At 40.6% G+C, this 16,673-nt stretch carries 12 protein-coding genes and 1 riboswitch; of the genes, 3 read left to right on the forward strand and 9 right to left on the reverse strand.

Annotation, left to right across the window (positions count from 1 at the left end):
• Together C1A47_RS13300 and C1A47_RS13305 are read right to left on the reverse strand one after the other, a co-directional pair.
• On the reverse strand, positions 1–435 hold a 435-nt coding region (locus C1A47_RS13300; protein WP_413772967.1), incomplete at its 3' end, for an OprD family outer membrane porin.
• A gap of 162 nt (positions 436–597) precedes the next feature.
• Positions 598–1,941 carry an MFS transporter gene (locus C1A47_RS13305; RefSeq protein WP_111895510.1) on the reverse strand — a complete coding sequence of 448 codons (1,344 nt, stop codon included), beginning with the start codon at positions 1,939–1,941 and terminating at the stop codon, positions 598–600.
• A gap of 674 nt (positions 1,942–2,615) precedes the next feature.
• On the opposite strand from C1A47_RS13305, the gene C1A47_RS13310 reads away from it, so the two are divergent.
• On the forward strand, positions 2,616–2,921 hold the full coding sequence (locus tag C1A47_RS13310; protein ID WP_111895511.1) for a helix-turn-helix domain-containing protein: 306 nt from the start codon (positions 2,616–2,618) through the stop codon (positions 2,919–2,921).
• The gene (locus C1A47_RS13315; RefSeq protein WP_111895512.1) at positions 2,921–4,198 is read left to right on the forward strand and encodes a type II toxin-antitoxin system HipA family toxin; all 1,278 of its coding nucleotides are present in this window, start codon (positions 2,921–2,923) and stop codon (positions 4,196–4,198) included. The genes C1A47_RS13310 and C1A47_RS13315 overlap by 1 nt, the downstream gene beginning before the upstream one ends.
• Before the next feature lie 461 nt (positions 4,199–4,659).
• Here the strand turns inward: C1A47_RS13315 and C1A47_RS13320 are convergent, their stop codons facing one another.
• Genes C1A47_RS13320 through C1A47_RS17745 form a run of 4 tightly spaced genes read right to left on the reverse strand, consistent with a single transcriptional unit; the run spans position 4,660 to position 8,075 of the window.
• Positions 4,660–5,685, reverse strand: a complete 1,026-nt coding sequence (locus tag C1A47_RS13320; RefSeq protein ID WP_111895513.1) for an ABC transporter substrate-binding protein — start codon at positions 5,683–5,685, stop codon at positions 4,660–4,662.
• Positions 5,682–7,505, reverse strand: coding sequence for an allophanate hydrolase (atzF, locus tag C1A47_RS13325; RefSeq protein WP_264756271.1), 1,824 nt, complete (start codon positions 7,503–7,505; stop codon positions 5,682–5,684). The genes C1A47_RS13320 and atzF overlap by 4 nt, the downstream gene beginning before the upstream one ends.
• Positions 7,506–7,510: 5 nt before the next feature.
• Positions 7,511–7,945, reverse strand: coding sequence for a CopG family ribbon-helix-helix protein (locus C1A47_RS13330; RefSeq protein WP_111895515.1), 435 nt, complete (start codon positions 7,943–7,945; stop codon positions 7,511–7,513).
• Positions 7,938–8,075, reverse strand: a complete 138-nt coding sequence (locus tag C1A47_RS17745; RefSeq protein ID WP_171294391.1) for a hypothetical protein — start codon at positions 8,073–8,075, stop codon at positions 7,938–7,940. The genes C1A47_RS13330 and C1A47_RS17745 overlap by 8 nt, the downstream gene beginning before the upstream one ends.
• Before the next feature lie 297 nt (positions 8,076–8,372).
• On the opposite strand from C1A47_RS17745, the gene C1A47_RS13335 reads away from it, so the two are divergent.
• Positions 8,373–10,292 carry an AAA family ATPase gene (locus C1A47_RS13335; RefSeq protein ID WP_111895516.1) on the forward strand — a complete coding sequence of 640 codons (1,920 nt, stop codon included), beginning with the start codon at positions 8,373–8,375 and terminating at the stop codon, positions 10,290–10,292.
• A 52-nt stretch (positions 10,293–10,344) separates the two neighbouring features.
• On the opposite strand, the gene uca is transcribed toward C1A47_RS13335, so the two are convergent.
• The 3 genes from uca to C1A47_RS13350 are packed head-to-tail and all read right to left on the reverse strand — an operon-like array spanning position 10,345 to position 15,369.
• The gene (uca, locus tag C1A47_RS13340) at positions 10,345–13,950 is read right to left on the reverse strand and encodes an urea carboxylase (RefSeq protein ID WP_111895517.1); all 3,606 of its coding nucleotides are present in this window, start codon (positions 13,948–13,950) and stop codon (positions 10,345–10,347) included.
• Between the two features lie 2 nt (positions 13,951–13,952).
• Complete coding sequence (locus tag C1A47_RS13345; protein ID WP_111895518.1) at positions 13,953–14,606, reverse strand: urea amidolyase associated protein UAAP2; 654 nt, start codon at positions 14,604–14,606, stop codon at positions 13,953–13,955.
• 19 nt (positions 14,607–14,625) lie between these two features.
• Positions 14,626–15,369, reverse strand: coding sequence for an urea amidolyase associated protein UAAP1 (locus tag C1A47_RS13350; protein WP_111895519.1), 744 nt, complete (start codon positions 15,367–15,369; stop codon positions 14,626–14,628).
• Between the two features lie 27 nt (positions 15,370–15,396).
• A riboswitch (guanidine-I (ykkC/yxkD leader) is annotated at positions 15,397–15,493 on the reverse strand.
• Between the last annotated feature and the right edge of the window lie 1,180 nt (positions 15,494–16,673).

Here is a 16,673-nt window from a genome sequence, read left to right on the forward strand (position 1 = left end):
CCCCCAGTAGGATGCCAACAACTGACGACTGGCATCAACTGCGGTAACGGGTAAATCCAGCCAAAGCTCACCCACTTTCACGAGAGTTTTGTCATAGCCCAGTTTTAAAGTAACTCCGTGCTTTAAAAAGTCAGCTGCCTGAGACTGGGTTTGCTGGTTAAAGGGCAACACGGTATCGGCAACATGTTTGTCATTACTTAAGCGTACGGCATATTGCACTGAAGCATCCAAGCCAACAGTGATGGGTTTATCTGCAATCTGTAGTGGAGTATCCCGCATTTTAGAATGATAGAATAACGAAGCCGCCTGAGACCAACTGCCAGAATCCTTGAAATTAGGGTTTTCATAGTCACGGCCAAAATAGGCATTTTTCAGTGTGAGAAGCCATTCGTCCTCTGTAGGCTGGATTGCTTGATTGGCAGCAAAAGTAGCCATAGGACTTGATGTAGCAATCACCAATAATGAAGAGATTGCTAATTCCTTTAATTGAAATGGGTAAAATAAACGCATACAGCTTCCTTGCTCTCTGTGAGTTCAAGCACAGAAAGTTCTTTTTGATTGTGAAAATTGTGTGAAATAAACTTGAGTATCTTTACTTCAAGATAATTCTGGAATGATCGACTGCTCTTGCTTCAAACCCTGAATCAACAGTAATGCTACAGCTGCCAAAATGGCGGGAATCGCCAGTAAACTCATGACTTCCAAACTGGATAGATCTAGAGACATTAGCCATCCTCCTAGGACTGAGCCAATAGCAGCCCCTAAACGTCCAACGGCATTCGACCAGCTTATGCCTGTTGCACGGCAATGCGTCGGATAAAAACCAGAAGTAAATGCATTGAGTCCCACTTGAGTTCCACAAATACCACCCACACAAAACATACTTAAGGTCAGTAGAATGATATTGGCTTGTTGAATTACCCACCCCAAACCAACAAGACACAATGCTCCTAGCAAATAGGCAGCACTCAGAATTTTGATCGCATCCCGTTTATCCATAAGTAACCCAAGAACAACTGCACTGATTGTTCCACCTATTTGGAAAACTGTAGTCAGCCAAGATGCTTTCGATAAATTGAAACTGCTATTGGTGAGTAATATCGGCATCCAGCTCGAAATCATATAAATGATGAGCAGGCTCATAAAACAAGCAATCCAAATTAAAAAAGTCCCAAGTGCATAACCCTTGCTAAATAGGTTTCTCCAGCTAGATTCTTCTGATTCATGAGCAAATGGAATAAGTGTTGGAATAGTGGTTTGTACTGGCGCAATTTTACGAGCAATTCTTTCCGTTTTTTCAACCGCTTGCTTTTTTACAATCAAGAAACGAATTGATTCAGGTAGAAAATACATCAAGACTGGGACTAAGAGTAATGCTGCGATTCCACCGATCAGCAACATTCCATGCCAACCGATATAAGGGAGTAATTGTGCAGAAAGAATACCGACTAAAGCAGAACCAATCGTAAATCCGCAAAACATCATGGTCACTAACTGAGAACGACGGGCTGTAGGTGCGTATTCAGCAGTTAATGCGATAGCATTTGGCATTACCCCACCTAACCCCAACCCAGTGATAAATCGCAAAACGGTCAGGGTAGGTAAATTTGGAGAAAAAGCTGCAAATACTGTGGCTAAACCAAAAATAATCACTGAACTAATCAGAATCGGCTTACGACCCAGTTTGTCAGCCAATGGCCCAAAAATCATTGCGCCAGCCATTAAACCAAATAAACCAGAACCAAATAATGGTGCAAGCTCCGTTGCTTTCAATCCCCATTCATCTTTTAGCGCTGGGGCGATAAAGCCAATCGCAACAGTGTCAAATCCATCTATTGCAACCATAACAAAACATAACCACATAATTTTTTTTTGTAGCAATGATAGGGGTTGAGCATCTATAAAACTCTGGATATCAACTTTCCTATTATTTTGAGACATAAAACATCCTCACACCCCATAATAAAAGGGTGTTTTGCAATCCTTAGCAAAAGAGCACTAACTATTTTTATTACGTCCAAGTACTCTACATTTAAATCAAACCTTTGATTTATTTAACTTAACAGTGATCCCTGTTAAACCTGCGAAGTCAGCGTGCATTAATCATCTTTGATCTATTGCACCCATTCTCTCAGGCGTTCCTTTGAAAATTAAATCTCCTGCTCTCGATACATATAAAGTTGATAAATTTGGATCATTTCAGATACAGACCAAATGAGATGATTAACATTAAACAGTGCCAGATGACTAATAAAAGTTTTATGAATCAAAGCATTCACACTATCTACATCAATCAGCACCAAACCTGTATAAATCTTACCTGAATAAAATTTGTCATTTTGATCATAAATGCGAACACTGTGTTCGTCTGTTCAGCTTTCTCAATGTGGTCATTGATTATCCATGTCCAGAACGTAATATTTTCGTTCGTCTAGCTAGTTATTTCGGTGCTGGTCTCGTAGTACAAGATACGGATGCGATTGCGCTATTAAAACTTTTGTCAGCTTTCATCTGATTCAGTTGTCTTTGTAATTTCAAATTTTAGCAACTTATAAATTGCTTTATTTAAAATAAGCAACTAATATGTTTCTTATTCAAAAGCAAAAGTCACGATTATGAATGAATCTTTGCGACAACAAATCAAAAATAGACGGACACAACTGGGCTTTAAACAGCTTGATATGCAGGCGCGTACAGGCATGTCACGTCAGCAATACCAAAAACTGGAAAGCCAAGGAAATCCACGTTTGGACACACTTGAAATTGTTGCTGCTGGGTTAAATGCCCAGTTAATGCTGATTCCCGATGATAAAGTTCATTTAATCAATCAGATATTAAAAGATGAAGTTCAAATCAGCATTGAAGATCAGGATGATTTGATGACTAATCCTTGGAAAAATATTCTCGGAGATACAGAATAATGAGCACTGTTGCAGTTCTGAAATTAACCCTACACGACACCTTGATTGGATATTTGGCAGGATTTCAGAATGGAAAAAACATTCTCATTTTTAGCGATGCATTTCGACGCGACCCACAGCGCCCTACGCTTAGTTTACTGACTTCACCTCTGTATCCTCAATCCAGTAAAATTTTAGAAAAAACCTTTGTCACACATCAGCGTTTACACCCTTTACTCTCTAATTTATTACCTGAAGGCGCATTGCGAGAGCTAATTGCCAACAGTCTCAAAGTCCATATCGACAATGAATTTCAACTCTTAGCTGCCTTGGGTCATGACTTGCCTGGCGCATTAGTTGCAGTGCCAATGACGCTTGAAGAAATTCCAGAGGATATAAAATATAAGCTACAGATCTCTGATATTGATCAGGTCACACATCAAGATATTCATCTTGCCAATAAATTTTCACTGGCAGGCGTCCAAATGAAATTCTCAATGAAAGCACAAGATGGACGCTTTACCTTGGCACAAGGGACAGATTCAACACTGGGTGACTGGATTATTAAAACACCTTCTACACGTCATGCCTTTGTTCCCCTCAACGAATATTCGATCATGACGCTGGCTAAAATGGTCGGGATTGATATTCCAGAAATTCAACTGGTCGATATGGCTGACTTGCATGACCTTCCACCGTTGAACCTACCACAAGAACAGTATGCTTTTGCGATTCAGCGATTTGACCGACATAACTACAATCACACAACTGAATTAATTCATATTGAAGACTTTGCTCAAATTTTTGGCGCATATCCACATCAAAAATACAACACCACCAATTATGAGCAGATTGGTCAAATCATTTACCAATATTCAAGCAATAAAATTATTGATATTCAGCAATTTGCAAGCCGTCTTTTAGTTAATATCTTGCTGGCAAATGGTGATGCACATTTAAAAAACTGGAGCATGATTTACACAGATCAACGAACACCACGCTTTGCACCTGCCTACGATATTTTAATGACCAGTGTTTACATTGAAAATGAACGACATTTTGCATTAAACCTTGCCAAAAATAAGGACTGGTATTTGGCAGAAATGAAACATTTCAAACAATGGGCGGAAAAAGTCGGTGTACCGTGGCGAGTGATCGACAAACAGTTACAGGACATTTTGAAGAGAGCGCGAGCTTTATGGCCAGCAGCACTTTTAGAATTGCCAATGGCTGAAACGCATAAAGCACAGCTTAAACAGCATTGGGGATTATTGCATTCCGATTTTAGGATTGTGTGATTCTAGGCATTATTTCCGAGTATTTCTCAAAATGGATGTCCCTTTGAAAAAATTAAAGGATTTTCAAATACAATGCGTTTGATCAGAGTTTAGTGAGCTAATACTCTGAGATGATTTACAGGCTTATTAAATCTTATATTCCAGATTCTTTTTCCTGACTTTTTAGCCAAATAAAGTGCTTTATCTGCCTTTAAAATATACGATCCATATAGATATCAAAGTCACGAAACTTCCTTTCATGGTTTGGTGAAAAAAGTCGTTTAGATAAAACAGTAGAATATTAAATTACTTAACATTCAATACAGTAAGCATTATGTTTAATATACAATCAAAATCTAAAGATGAACTACCCATCTTCTAGCTAGAGTCATTAATGTACTCTCAAAAAAAAAATTTTGATGAATTTTCTTAGAAGTTTTAAATAGCCCAAGAATTCTTAGGCTATTTAAATTCGATTGATTTTATTTTAACTCTTGCACCAATGCAGGATAAATCAAGCCATCGACATTCTGTTCAGTTTTATAAATGCCATTTTCCACGTTGAATTTATTGACATGATATGACGAACCGTAAATTGAGTCGAAGCCATCCCCTTTGGTAAAGACTTTTTTGTTATCGGCAATACTCAGCAAATGAGTACCGCTCACCATCTGCTCATATTGTTTCGGATCGACCCCTGAGCGATTCGCCATGATTTTCACGGCATCGGCATGGGTTGCAGGGTCATTGATATATTTCACCGTTTTATCCCACACTTGCAGAATTTTTTTCCATTCTTCTTTGTGTGCAGACAAATGGCTCATGTTGACCGCCAAAGTATCGTAGATCAGACCCGGTTTATCTTTAGAGGTATAGATAATTTTTGAGCCAGCAACCGCTTTCAATGCCTGACTGGCAACAGGTTGCCAAACGGCAATCGCTGACACTTCAGGGCTGGTAAAGACTTGTGGCAACTGGTTGGTTGCTGAGTTGACCAGTTTCACATCATTGGTCGACATTTTCTGGTCAGACAGTGCGGTTGCCAAAAGCAGATGATCCACCAAGCCTTTTTCCAGACCCACCGATTTTCCTTTTAAGTCCTGAATCGAGTTAATCCCTTCTTTGGCAATAATCACATCATTGCCCGCAGAATAATCTGTGGCCAAGATCATCATGCCTTGTGTACCACCTGAAGCGGTCAACAGGTCATCACCGTTGGTGACTAACACGGCATCGAGTTGATTGGCAGAAAATGCAGACAATGAAGCTGAATAATCGAACCATTTAAAATCAACATTGACGCCTGCGTCCTTTAACCAACCTTTTTCAATCGCGACTTGCCAAGCCACCCAACCTGGCCAGTCGCTATAGCCAATCGTAATGGGTTGACTGTTTGTGGTTGCCGCCGATGAACTTTCTTTGGCCTCTGGTACTTTAGCTTTATTGTCACAACCTGCAAGCAGGATCGCAGACAATACCGATACAGATAAAAATGCTTTATTGATCATACAGAAACTCCCCCGATTTCCTTCGCTTGAGATGTCGATGTGTTTTGTTGCAATGATTGGATATACGGTCTCCAGCCACCAAAATGACTGATGTCTGTTGCTTCACTGATGGCATAATTTTCACAAATAAAACCTTTGACCCACGTCCCATCATCCAGTTGCAGATTGCCAATGCCGAGTGGGGCAGGCACTTCTGCTACAATTTCACCAAATCTGGCCATTGGAATTTCCCAGACTTCGATATCAATGGCACGGCCTGTTGGGTCAAACTGCATGGCAGGCTTCGGTGGTGTGGTATTTTTTAATGCGAAAAGTTTATAGCTGGCTGCAGTTTTGGCTTTTTTAAACAGTGTTCCTTGACGTGTGGTGAGCTGAAAATTCAGTGGCATTCCTGAGAGATGCGCGCCCACAACCGCAAGTTTCACCGCATGTTGTGACTCAATTTCTATGGTTTTTGTATAGGTCTGAGTCGATTTACCCAAGGTCAGTGCTGTTTCGGCTTGCCAGATTTGAGCAAAGTTTGCCAACGCCTGATCGTGCCAAGCCGCTGCAATAAAAGTCACACCACTCGGTAAACCATCGGTACGGATTGCATTCGGCAAAGCCAACGCTGATAAATCTGCGAAATTGACGAAATTGGTGTACGCGCCCATGTGTGAATTTTTCACGATTGGATCGGCTTCAACCTCGGCAATGGTATAAATGGTTGGTGCTGTCGGCACCATCAAGGCATCATAAGGTTGTAAAGCAAGATTGATTTTTCGCGCCAGCACGGCACGGTTGTATTCGGCTTGCAGCGCATCGGTCGCTGTAAATTTGTCAGCCTGAGCAATAATTTGGGCAATTACAGGATGTGCCTGTTCACGACTTACGATCTTTTCAACTGCAACTGTGCGTTCAGCGACCCAAGCATCGTTATATAAAGCTTGAGCAAGCTCGTTAAAGATCGTGAAATCAATCGCTTCAACGCCATAACCCAGTTTTTTGACACGTTCAACCGCAGTAGCAAAGGCTTTTTCGGTTTCAGTATCGCCATAAAATTCAAGCTGAGCAGGAATCGCGATTTTCCCTTTAGAAAAACGGGTTTGGACATTGGCAGGATGTGCGCGCGAATATTCATCGCTTTCATCATAGCCCTGCATCACGCTCGCCACCGACCATGCATCATCCGCTGTTAAAGCAAAAATCGAAATCACATCAATGGTACGGCAAGCAGGAATCAACCCTGTAGTTGAAAACCAGCCTTTGGTCGGTTTCAATCCGACAATATTGTTATGCCCTGCGGGTACACGCCCCGAACCTGCGGTGTCAGTCCCCAAACTAAATGGCACCAGACCATTCGCCACCGCAACCGAAGATCCCGAACTTGAACCACCACTGATATATTCAGGGTTAAAACTATTTTTCACTGCACCAAACGGAGAACGCACACCGACCAGACCCGTTGCAAACTGATCAAGGTTGGTTTTGCCTACCACCACTGCCCCTGCACTTTTGAGTTTGGCAATCACGGTGGCATCGGTTGTTGCCAAGTAAGCAGCGTCTTGACACGCTGCCGTAGTATGAAATCCTGCAACATCAATATTGTCTTTGACCGCAAACGGCACGCCATATAAAGGCAAGTCAGTCGCATCTTTCTGTTTTAAAATCTCGATTTGGGCTTGGATTTGCTCAGCAGATGCAATTTCAATCCAAGCATGATTGTCATTGTTGAAAGTTTTGACATAGTCAATTAAACCTTCAAGATGCATGTGCTGATTGGCATAAGCCGTTTTCCAGTCCTGAATTGTCCATAAATCTTGCACAACTTTACTCCTGATTGGGTTTAATCGTTTTGTGGAATCGGTGGCATGACCGCATCCATCAGTTCGAGATGTCCTTTAATCACCCCTTTGAGGGCAGTGAATTGCTGGCTAATGTGTCTGAGTTCTGAGCTTGCCCCTTGCATCAGCATGACTTGCAGAATTTTTTGCTGATCGAGCTGAATGTGTAGTGAGCTAATCACCTGAGTCAAAAACTGTTGTTGTAAATCAATCAGTTGATTGCGAAGCGTCATTTGGCTCGCGTCATATAAAATGGTCAGCGTACCCACCATGACTTCATTGGCTTGTGCCTGTTCTGCAATCAGGTGTTTGTTGATCATGTCGACAATGGCTTGCGAGCGACTTTCATAATGTTGATCGACAATTTTCTGATCGAGTGCATTTAATGTTGTTTCGGGCACAGTAATGCTGATCCGTGCCAGTTTTGGTTTAGACACGCTGTGATCCTTTTAGGTTGCTGATGTTTTGGTTTTGTTTGAAATAGATGCCTGCGCGGGCGCAGAGTAAATCAAGCAAAAATGTTTTGAGTCGGTGTTGCTTTGGGGCTTGTGATTTTGCGTGGTTCATCTCGCAACTCCTGTTCAGTATTACCAAATCTATTTTTTGTATTACTGATATTAAGAATGCAGAAAATGTGCCAATTTTTGAGGTGGGTTTTATCGGTTTTAGGTCGGTTTTTCGGGTGTTTTTTGTGCAAAAAAAGAGGGCTTGCTCAAATTCAGGGCAAAGCTAAATTGTGATTCATTCATCTTGAAATTTAAGATCAGTTAGCGAGCAATTTTTTGGCTATCTCAATCAATTTCACCTTTAAATTGTTTTGTAATATCATTAGTTTAATTATTAAATCCTTATTTATACTCTGATATGAACAACAAATTATATTATTGGGCTGAAAATGTAGACAGCTATACCTCTGACAATGAAAAAGACTATGACAAAGTTATTGAAATAAAACGCTTAAATTTCTTTATTGGTAAAAATAATGCGGGGAAAAGTCGTTTTTTACGGTCACTATTTACTTCTGAGAAAAGTGTTAAAGATCATAATTTCTATGATGTAACATCACAAATAAATGAACTAAAAAAATTAGTAGAAAATTCTAGTCAACATATCATTTTTAATAATGCATTTAATTCACAGTATCGAAATCACTTAATGCAAAAAATTAATTCACTTATAGAGATACCAAAATTTCCAAGAAATCAATATAAAAATACATTTGTAGATATTTTCAATGAAATCAAGAAATATAAATTTAGAAACTCAGAAGAGCTATCTAAATTACTTATTGATATAGAAAATGATATTCTTAATTATTTATCGAAAACTCTAAATGCTTTAACTGAAACAAATAAAAAATATATTCCAGTCCTGCGAGGCATGCGACCTGTTTCTAATATCGAAAATGAACAACCCTATATAGAACGTACCAAAAAAGATTATTTTAAAGGTCAAAAACAATTTGATGCTTCTAACATTGTTACAGGCGAAAGTCTTTATAACGAATTAAAAATCCATTTACTTGGTGAGCCTGAACAACGGGACTTGATCAGAAACTATGAAGAAAAATTAAGTCAGTATTTCTTTGATAATGAAACAGTAACTTTAATTCCTAAATTTGGAAAAGATGCAAAGGGCGATGAAATCGACGTAGTTCATATCAAAATTGGCAGTGATGCTCAGTTTCCAATTTATAATCTTGGTGATGGCCTTCAACAGGCAATTATCTTAACCTATGAAGCCTTTATCAAAAGAAAAGATAAGGATGGGAAAAATCAAATCCTTGCATTTTTTATTGAAGAACCTGAACTGCATATGCATGCAGGTATGGTTCGTCAGCTTATGAATTTCTATTTAAATGAAACCACGCATTATTACTTCTTTACCACGCATTCAAACCACCTTTTAGACATGGCAGATGAATCAGACCAAGTAATCATCCAGAAATTTGTCAAAGAACCAAAAACAGATGATTCAAGTCAATTTGATTTTAAAATTTACCGTTGTGACCGAGATCGGGACTTACTTGCTTCGTTAGGTGTAAAACCTTCTTCTGTTTATTTAGCCAATTGCACTATTTGGGTAGAAGGGATTACTGACAGACTCTATATCACGAAGTATATGGAGAAATATTTGAGCGAATTAGAAAAAACCAACGTAGCGTTATATAAAAAATATCGCCGCTTTATGCCAAATTATCACTACACTTTTGTGGAGTATGCAGGAAGTAATTTAGTGCATTGGTCTTTTAGTGATGATTATGCAGATCATTTAGATGATAAAGGTTTAAGTGCAAAAGCTGTTGCAAGTGAAATGCTGTTAATTGCTGATGGAGATATTCAAGGTAAAGCTGATCGTGTCAAAGTCTTACAAGACGAATTAAAATCTGGAAACTATTTCATTCTAAAATGTAAAGAAACTGAAAATACACTGCCTAAAGATTCAATTATTCGTGTCGCAAAATCTAGATTTTCTCGCATGAAGCCTGAAACTAAAAAAAGCTATGACATTGTTCTCATCGACCAAATTACAGATGAAAATTATTTTGATCATGCAGATGATGGAATTGGAAAATTGCTTGATATTCAAATCAAAAAGCCAAAGTCTACATCTACTAAAACTGCTTTTGCTGATGGTACTGGTGTTGGGACAATTAAATACAAATTAGATTTTTGCCGTGAAATTATTAGAGATTTTGATGAAAACCAAGATTGGCAACTCACTCCTAAAGCGACTGAGCTTTGCAAACGAATTTTCAGCCATATCGAAAAATGTAATCTTTAAATAATTAAAAATTGCCCGAACTCCAATTTTAAAAAGAGTTCGGGCCAATCATTTAAGCCACAGGCGCTAACGTAAACAAAACCTGCCCCGTTTTCACGGTTTGCCCTTTTTCAATGGTAATCGCCTCAACCTTCATCCGTTCAGGCGCAACAATTGGAATCTCAATCTTCATAGCTTCAATCACGGCAAGGGTCGCGCCCTCCTCCACAATATCACCCAATGCACATTCAATTTTCCAGATTGACCCCGGCATATGCGACTCAACCGAACATCCCCCTTCAGGAATCGTCACGGCTTCACCATCATCCACCGCATCGAGACTTTCAGACACGTATTCTTGCAATCCTGCTTCATGCCAACGACGACGTTCAGCTTCGAAGTTGGCTTGCTGCATGTCTTTAAACGCATGAATCGTTTCAGCATTTTTTTCTAAGAAGTCATTGTATTCTTTCAGATTTAAAACACCATCTTCAATCCGAAGTTTTAAACGACCTGCCTTAAAGTCTTCGCGCATGTGCAACAGTTCAGCTTCAGACACTTCATAAAACTTCACTTGGTCAAAGAAGCGCAGTAACCACGGTCTACCGTCTTCAAAGTCAACATTTTTACGGTAGCGACTCCACATTTGTGTCGTCCGTCCCACAAACTGATAGCCCCCCGGCCCTTCCATGCCGTACACACACATATATGCGCCACCAATACCCACCGCATTTTCAGGAGTCCAAGTCCGTGCAGGGTTATATTTGGTGGTGACTAGACGCTGACGCGGATCGAGTGGTGTTGCAACAGGTGCGCCCAAATACACATCGCCCAAGCCCATCACCAGATAATTGGCGCTATACACCACATCTTTAACCGCCTGTTTCGATGCCAAACCGTTGATACGACGAATAAACTCGACATTGTCAGGGCACCAAGGCGCATCTGGACGCACAATTTGCGTATAACGCTCAGTCGCCAGTTTGGTTTGTGAATCTTCCCAAGCCAAAGGCAAATACACGGTGCGCGATGGCACTTGCATATTGTGAATATCAGGCAATTCATTTTCGGCTTGTTGCAGTTTATGCAGCAGTTCAATCTGATCAAGCGCAATCGAATCAAAATGAATCTGTAATGAACGAATGCCCGGTGTTAAATCAATAATCCCCTGAATATCTTGATCTTTTACCCACTGCATCAAGGCATGAATACGGAAACGTAAGTTCAGGTCGAGAACCAGTTCACCGTATTCCACCAACAAATAGCTGTTGCCCGCAGGTCGATACGTCACACTCGGCAAATCGTCCTGTCCTGCAAGCGTCGCTAAAACAGCATCGTTTAGAGTCTCCGTTTCTGCTTTAAACTCAGGGCTAAAATCAATTCCTGTGACATCATCACCCACTACACTTTGATGATACTGTTGATCGAGCGCTTTGGCTTGCGCATAGCTGACAGGAATAAATTTGACTTTATCGCCTGCTTTCAACTGGCCGATTTTCCAAAGTTCAGAGTGAATCACCACCGCAGGGCAAACGAAACCGCCCAGACTTGGCCCATCTGGCCCCAAGATAATCGGCATGTCGCCTGTAAAGTCGATTGCACCAATCGCATAGGCATTGTCATGAATGTTGGATGGATGCAGCCCTGCTTCACCACCATCCTGACGTGCCCATTCAGGTTTTGGCCCAATCAGGCGAATGCCTGTACGACTTGAGTTATAGTGAATTTCAAACGTGTTCGCAAAGAACGTGTCGATGTCTTGCTTTGTAAAGAAATCAGGTGCGCCATGTGGGCCATACATCACCGCAATTTCCCATGTATGAGAAAATGCAGGAATTTGTGCTTGAGGCAGTGTAGTGGTGTTTTGGGTCGAATATTCAGTGATCGGCAACATATCGCCAATCAGCAAATTACGTCCTGCATGTCCGCCAAATTGCCCCAGTGTAAAGGTTGCTTGCGAGCCTAAATATTCAGGCACATCCAGACCGCCTTTAATCCCGATATAACTACGGCAACCTGTGGTGATCGAACCACATTTAAGCACCTGACCTTTTTTGACATTGATGGTTTGCCACATCGCTACGGCTTCGCCATCAAGTTTGGATGGCATATCGCCACCTGTAATCACGATTTGGCTGTCACAGTGGAATTTTAAAGTCGGGCCTTGCAAGGTACATTCAAGCCCTGCGGTATTTTTTGGATTGCCTAAAAGTTGGTTGGCAACCGTTAAACTTAAAGGGTCAATCGCACCCGATGGTGGCACACCGACATCCCAATAACCCAAGCGCCCTGTGACATCCTGCACTGAAGTTTGGATACCTGCTTGCAGCACTTCAATTTTTTGGGTTTTCCATTCAAAGGTATTTAAAAAACGTGTGGTCTGTGTGCCTTCATGAAACACATCGCAGGCAATAATGTTTTGTAAATACTCAAGATTGGTTTCAACCCCTGCAACTTTGGTCTTTTCCAGACTTGAGCTCATGGCTTGAATGGCGTCATCACGCGTATGAGCCGTTACGATGATTTTGGCAATCATCGGGTCATAAAAAGACGAGACATTTGAGCCTGTTTCAACCCAAGTTTCGACCCGTGCCTGCTCGTCAAATTTGACATAAGTGAGTAAGCCTGCACTCGGTTGAAATTGCTTGATCGGGTCTTCTGCGTATAAACGGACTTGAATCGAGTGACCTTTCGGTGCTAATTCTTCAGTCGGAGCTGTCCAGTCACCACTCGCCAGTGTCACCATCCATTCAACCAAATCGACACCAAAGACTTGCTCAGTGACTCCATGTTCCACTTGCAGACGAGTGTTGACTTCCAAGAAATAAAATTCTTGGGTTTCGGTATCCATGACAAATTCAACTGTTCCCGCAGAACGATAATTCACCGATTGCATCAGTTGAATCGCCACTTTTTGAATGTAGGCACGTTGTTCATCATTCAAATGTGGTGCAGGGGTTTCCTCAATCACCTTTTGGTTACGACGCTGCACCGAACAATCACGCTCGCCCAATGCTAAAACCTGACCCTGACCATCGCCAAAAATCTGTACTTCAATATGGCGGGCATGCTGGACAAATTTTTCCAGATACAAGCCTGCATCTTTAAAGTTGGCTTGCGCCAAATAGGACACGGTTTGATAGGCATCTTTAAGTTCGGTTTCATTCCACACCAAACGCATCCCAATCCCGCCACCGCCCGCGGTACTTTTCAACATGACGGGATAACCAATTCGTGCTGCTTCGGTGAGTGCTTCGGCTTGATCGGCCAGTAATGAACTTCCCGGTAATAGCGGCACTTGGCTTTTGATTGCCAGTTCACGTGCAGTATGTTTTAAACCAAAGTCTTTCATTTGGCTGGAGTTTGGCCCAATAAAGGCAATGCCTTGGTTTTCACACAGGTCACAAAACTCGGCATTTTCCGACAAAAAACCATAGCCGGGGTGAATGGCTTCAGCGCCTGTTTGCTGTGCCACTTCCAATATTTTTTCAATATTTAAATAACTTTGCTGTGCAGGCGCAGCACCGATACAAAAAGCTTCATCTGCCAAAGTCACATGCAGCGAATCTCGGTCGGCTTCTGAGTAAACAGCGACGGAAGCAATGCCCAGTTTTTTCAAAGTGCGAATGACACGACAGGCAATCGCACCGCGGTTGGCAATCAGGACTTTTTTAAACATGCTTACACCTCATCCGCTTCATGCACAACCAGTTGAATTTTGGTTGGGTTATAGGCATTACAAGGATTATTTAACTGTGGGCAATTGGAAATCAGCACGATTAAATCCATTTCTGCCTGAATTTCAACGTATTTCCCCGGTGCAGAAATACCATCATCAAATTTAAGCTGACCATCAGCGGTGACAGGCACATTCATAAAGAAATTAATATTCGGGCCAATATGACGCACATTCAGCGCATATTTGTGTGCAATCGGATGTTTCGCCAACGCATACATAAAGTTATTACGGCAACTGTGCATCGGGTATTTATCGTGTGCATAACGAACCGTATTACTTTCACACGAACACGCCCCACCCAAGGTGTCATGGCGACCACAGTTATCATCGTGAATCACCGCCAACGGGCGACCTAAATTGCTGTATAACGTTGTACCTTTTTCAAGGTAAATATGCTGGTTGATGGCCAAAGTATCTGTTGCACTGTAGCGTTCGTTTGGATCTTCTGCGCTAATAAATAAGGTATCAACAGCTTGGTTGCCTTCGAGGTCAATAATTCGGAAATATTGCCCTTTTTTGACTTCACACATCCATGCTTCGCCAGCAGGGCAAACTTCATTGAGTACTGATTTTTCAAACGATTGTAAACTTGTCATTTCGGTATCCCCTGCCAATTTAGTATGTATTTTCAAGTGCGTAATAACGGGCATTATTCGCAAATGCACGTTGGTTTTGTGGGCATGAATCTCGGCAAATGTCGGTTTCATTTAAAGGCAACGCTTTAAACAATTTCATTTGCACATCGGCAGGTTGATAGCACTCTGCACCATCCAAAGCATGAGGTGCAGCAGAAAGGAAAACTAGACAATCCATGTCAAAACGGATTTCAATGATTTGATCAGTATTGTCAGACTCGACATAAGACAGTTTCCCCTCATCATTCGGGGTCACTTTTGAAAATAGGTTTAGCGTTGCACTTAAATCGGCTTGTCCAAGTGAATATTTGCTCATTTCGACCAGCAAGCTGTCCAAGCCATTTTGGTACATGTCATTGCGTGCATCTTGGAAAGTACGCGTTCCAAATTTTTGTGCAATCTGTTCAGGTCGGCTTGGGCCACAAATCACATCGTTCCAGCCATGATCATCGTGAACAATTGATGCCATCACGCGCCCTAAGTCTGAATACAAGACATGTGAATCTTTAAGAAATGCCGTATGTTGACCTTTTAAAGTGTCTGGCATATTAAATCGTTCAAGTTTATCGGCAGCATTGACACAGAATAAGGACACATTGGCATGTGCAGCAAGTGACTGAAACTGCAAGATCGTGCCTTTTTGAATACGGCCTGACCAGTGGTGTCCTCCTGGTAAAAGTTCAGACCAAATTGCTTGATTGTTATGATAATTTATCGTGTTCATAGCCACTCCTGTCGGATAGTTTTGACTTCCTCCCGGGCTTTTATCCCTCCGTGTAGTTCGCTAGGAACCGTGAACTCTCGGTCCAGTCATACACTGCTGTATCGGAACCCTAGATCACTTTTTCTTATTTGTGTAGATGCAAAGGACATGCCAATTTAGTATTACTATTTTCACTTTAAGTAATACTATTTTGCTCATTTCAGGTGCGCTTTATGAAAAATCGCTGTTTTTGTGCGCCAAATTGACGAGGCTCGGTCAGAGAAATGTCACTTAAAGAACACATCGGTTGAAAAATATGAATGCTGCTGTCAGCACAGCGATTTTTGATGATGTTATTTCTTAATCCAATCGACTTTGACATGTACTTTTGCTTTACCTGCTCCGAATCCTATCCATACGCAAGGCTCACTATCCTGCATTAAAATTCAATTTTTATTTATTCCACATCTCTAGTTTCTCTAAATGATGAATAGCCACAAAATGCAGCATGACAAAAATATGCCCAGCATTTCATGCTGATTTTAATTCATGCTAGAAGAAAGCTGATTTGATGATCTTTTTATCGCATGGCTTAAGTGTTAGTATATCGCGCTAAAAAATCATCTTATTTTTATAATTTTATATTCTTCAAATCTATTTTGATGAAAATTAAATCGACAGCACTTCATAAAAAATGATCTCAAATCTTAAATATAAATATCGAAAGCAAAATATTCTTCTGTGTATCCTATTGCTTATTCTCTTTATACCCCCTGTATTGTTATTTCCAGCATATCCTGAAACTGTATGGCAAGATACTATTTATCGCTATATCACTGAAAATTTGCATATTACCGTTGGTATAAATGGCCCACTCCCATTTTTCACCGTGCTTTCTAACCTCTACACAACTATTTTTATAATTTTTCTAGGTAGTTACTTGTTTTACTTATTGGTACAGAAATTTGGTCTAGAGAGGGAATTTCAACAGGAATTTTTTAAACTATCTTTTCAAAGTGTATTTCGACCTTCAGATCAGTATCCTTGGCGAAAAATTATCATCTTTAAGATCATCTTAATGGTCTGCGTTTTGACTATGCTCTGTTTTTTCATTTTCTTACATAATCAGGCTGAAAATATTTCTTTTAAATCTTATAAGAAAGAGACATTTTATCTTTTGTATCATTTTAAATTAGGCATCATTTTAGGTGAAATATTCATTAACTTATTTCTTATCCTTCCATTTTTCTATTTTTTAACTTTTATGATTTATCTGATCAATTATCTCAGAGGTCTAGGCACTGGTAAAATTATTTCTCCTATGC

Origin of the sequence: Acinetobacter sp. MB5, assembly GCF_003261585.1 — a bacterium.
Lineage (GTDB): Bacteria > Pseudomonadota > Gammaproteobacteria > Pseudomonadales > Moraxellaceae > Acinetobacter.

Excerpts from the sequence above, each read along its gene's own strand:
- C1A47_RS13305 (WP_111895510.1), bottom strand. The coding sequence starts at position 1,941 with ATGTCTCAAAATAATAGGAAAGTTGATATCCAGAGTTTTATAGATGCT.
- uca (WP_111895517.1), bottom strand. The coding sequence starts at position 13,950 with ATGTTTAAAAAAGTCCTGATTGCCAACCGCGGTGCGATTGCCTGTCGT.
- C1A47_RS13320 (WP_111895513.1), bottom strand. The coding sequence starts at position 5,685 with ATGATCAATAAAGCATTTTTATCTGTATCGGTATTGTCTGCGATCCTG.
- C1A47_RS17745 (WP_171294391.1), bottom strand. The coding sequence starts at position 8,075 with ATGAACCACGCAAAATCACAAGCCCCAAAGCAACACCGACTCAAAACA.
- C1A47_RS13350 (WP_111895519.1), bottom strand. The coding sequence starts at position 15,369 with ATGAACACGATAAATTATCATAACAATCAAGCAATTTGGTCTGAACTT.
- C1A47_RS13345 (WP_111895518.1), bottom strand. The coding sequence starts at position 14,606 with ATGACAAGTTTACAATCGTTTGAAAAATCAGTACTCAATGAAGTTTGC.
- C1A47_RS13315 (WP_111895512.1), top strand. The coding sequence starts at position 2,921 with ATGAGCACTGTTGCAGTTCTGAAATTAACCCTACACGACACCTTGATT.
- C1A47_RS13310 (WP_111895511.1), top strand. The coding sequence starts at position 2,616 with ATGAATGAATCTTTGCGACAACAAATCAAAAATAGACGGACACAACTG.
- C1A47_RS13335 (WP_111895516.1), top strand. The coding sequence starts at position 8,373 with ATGAACAACAAATTATATTATTGGGCTGAAAATGTAGACAGCTATACC.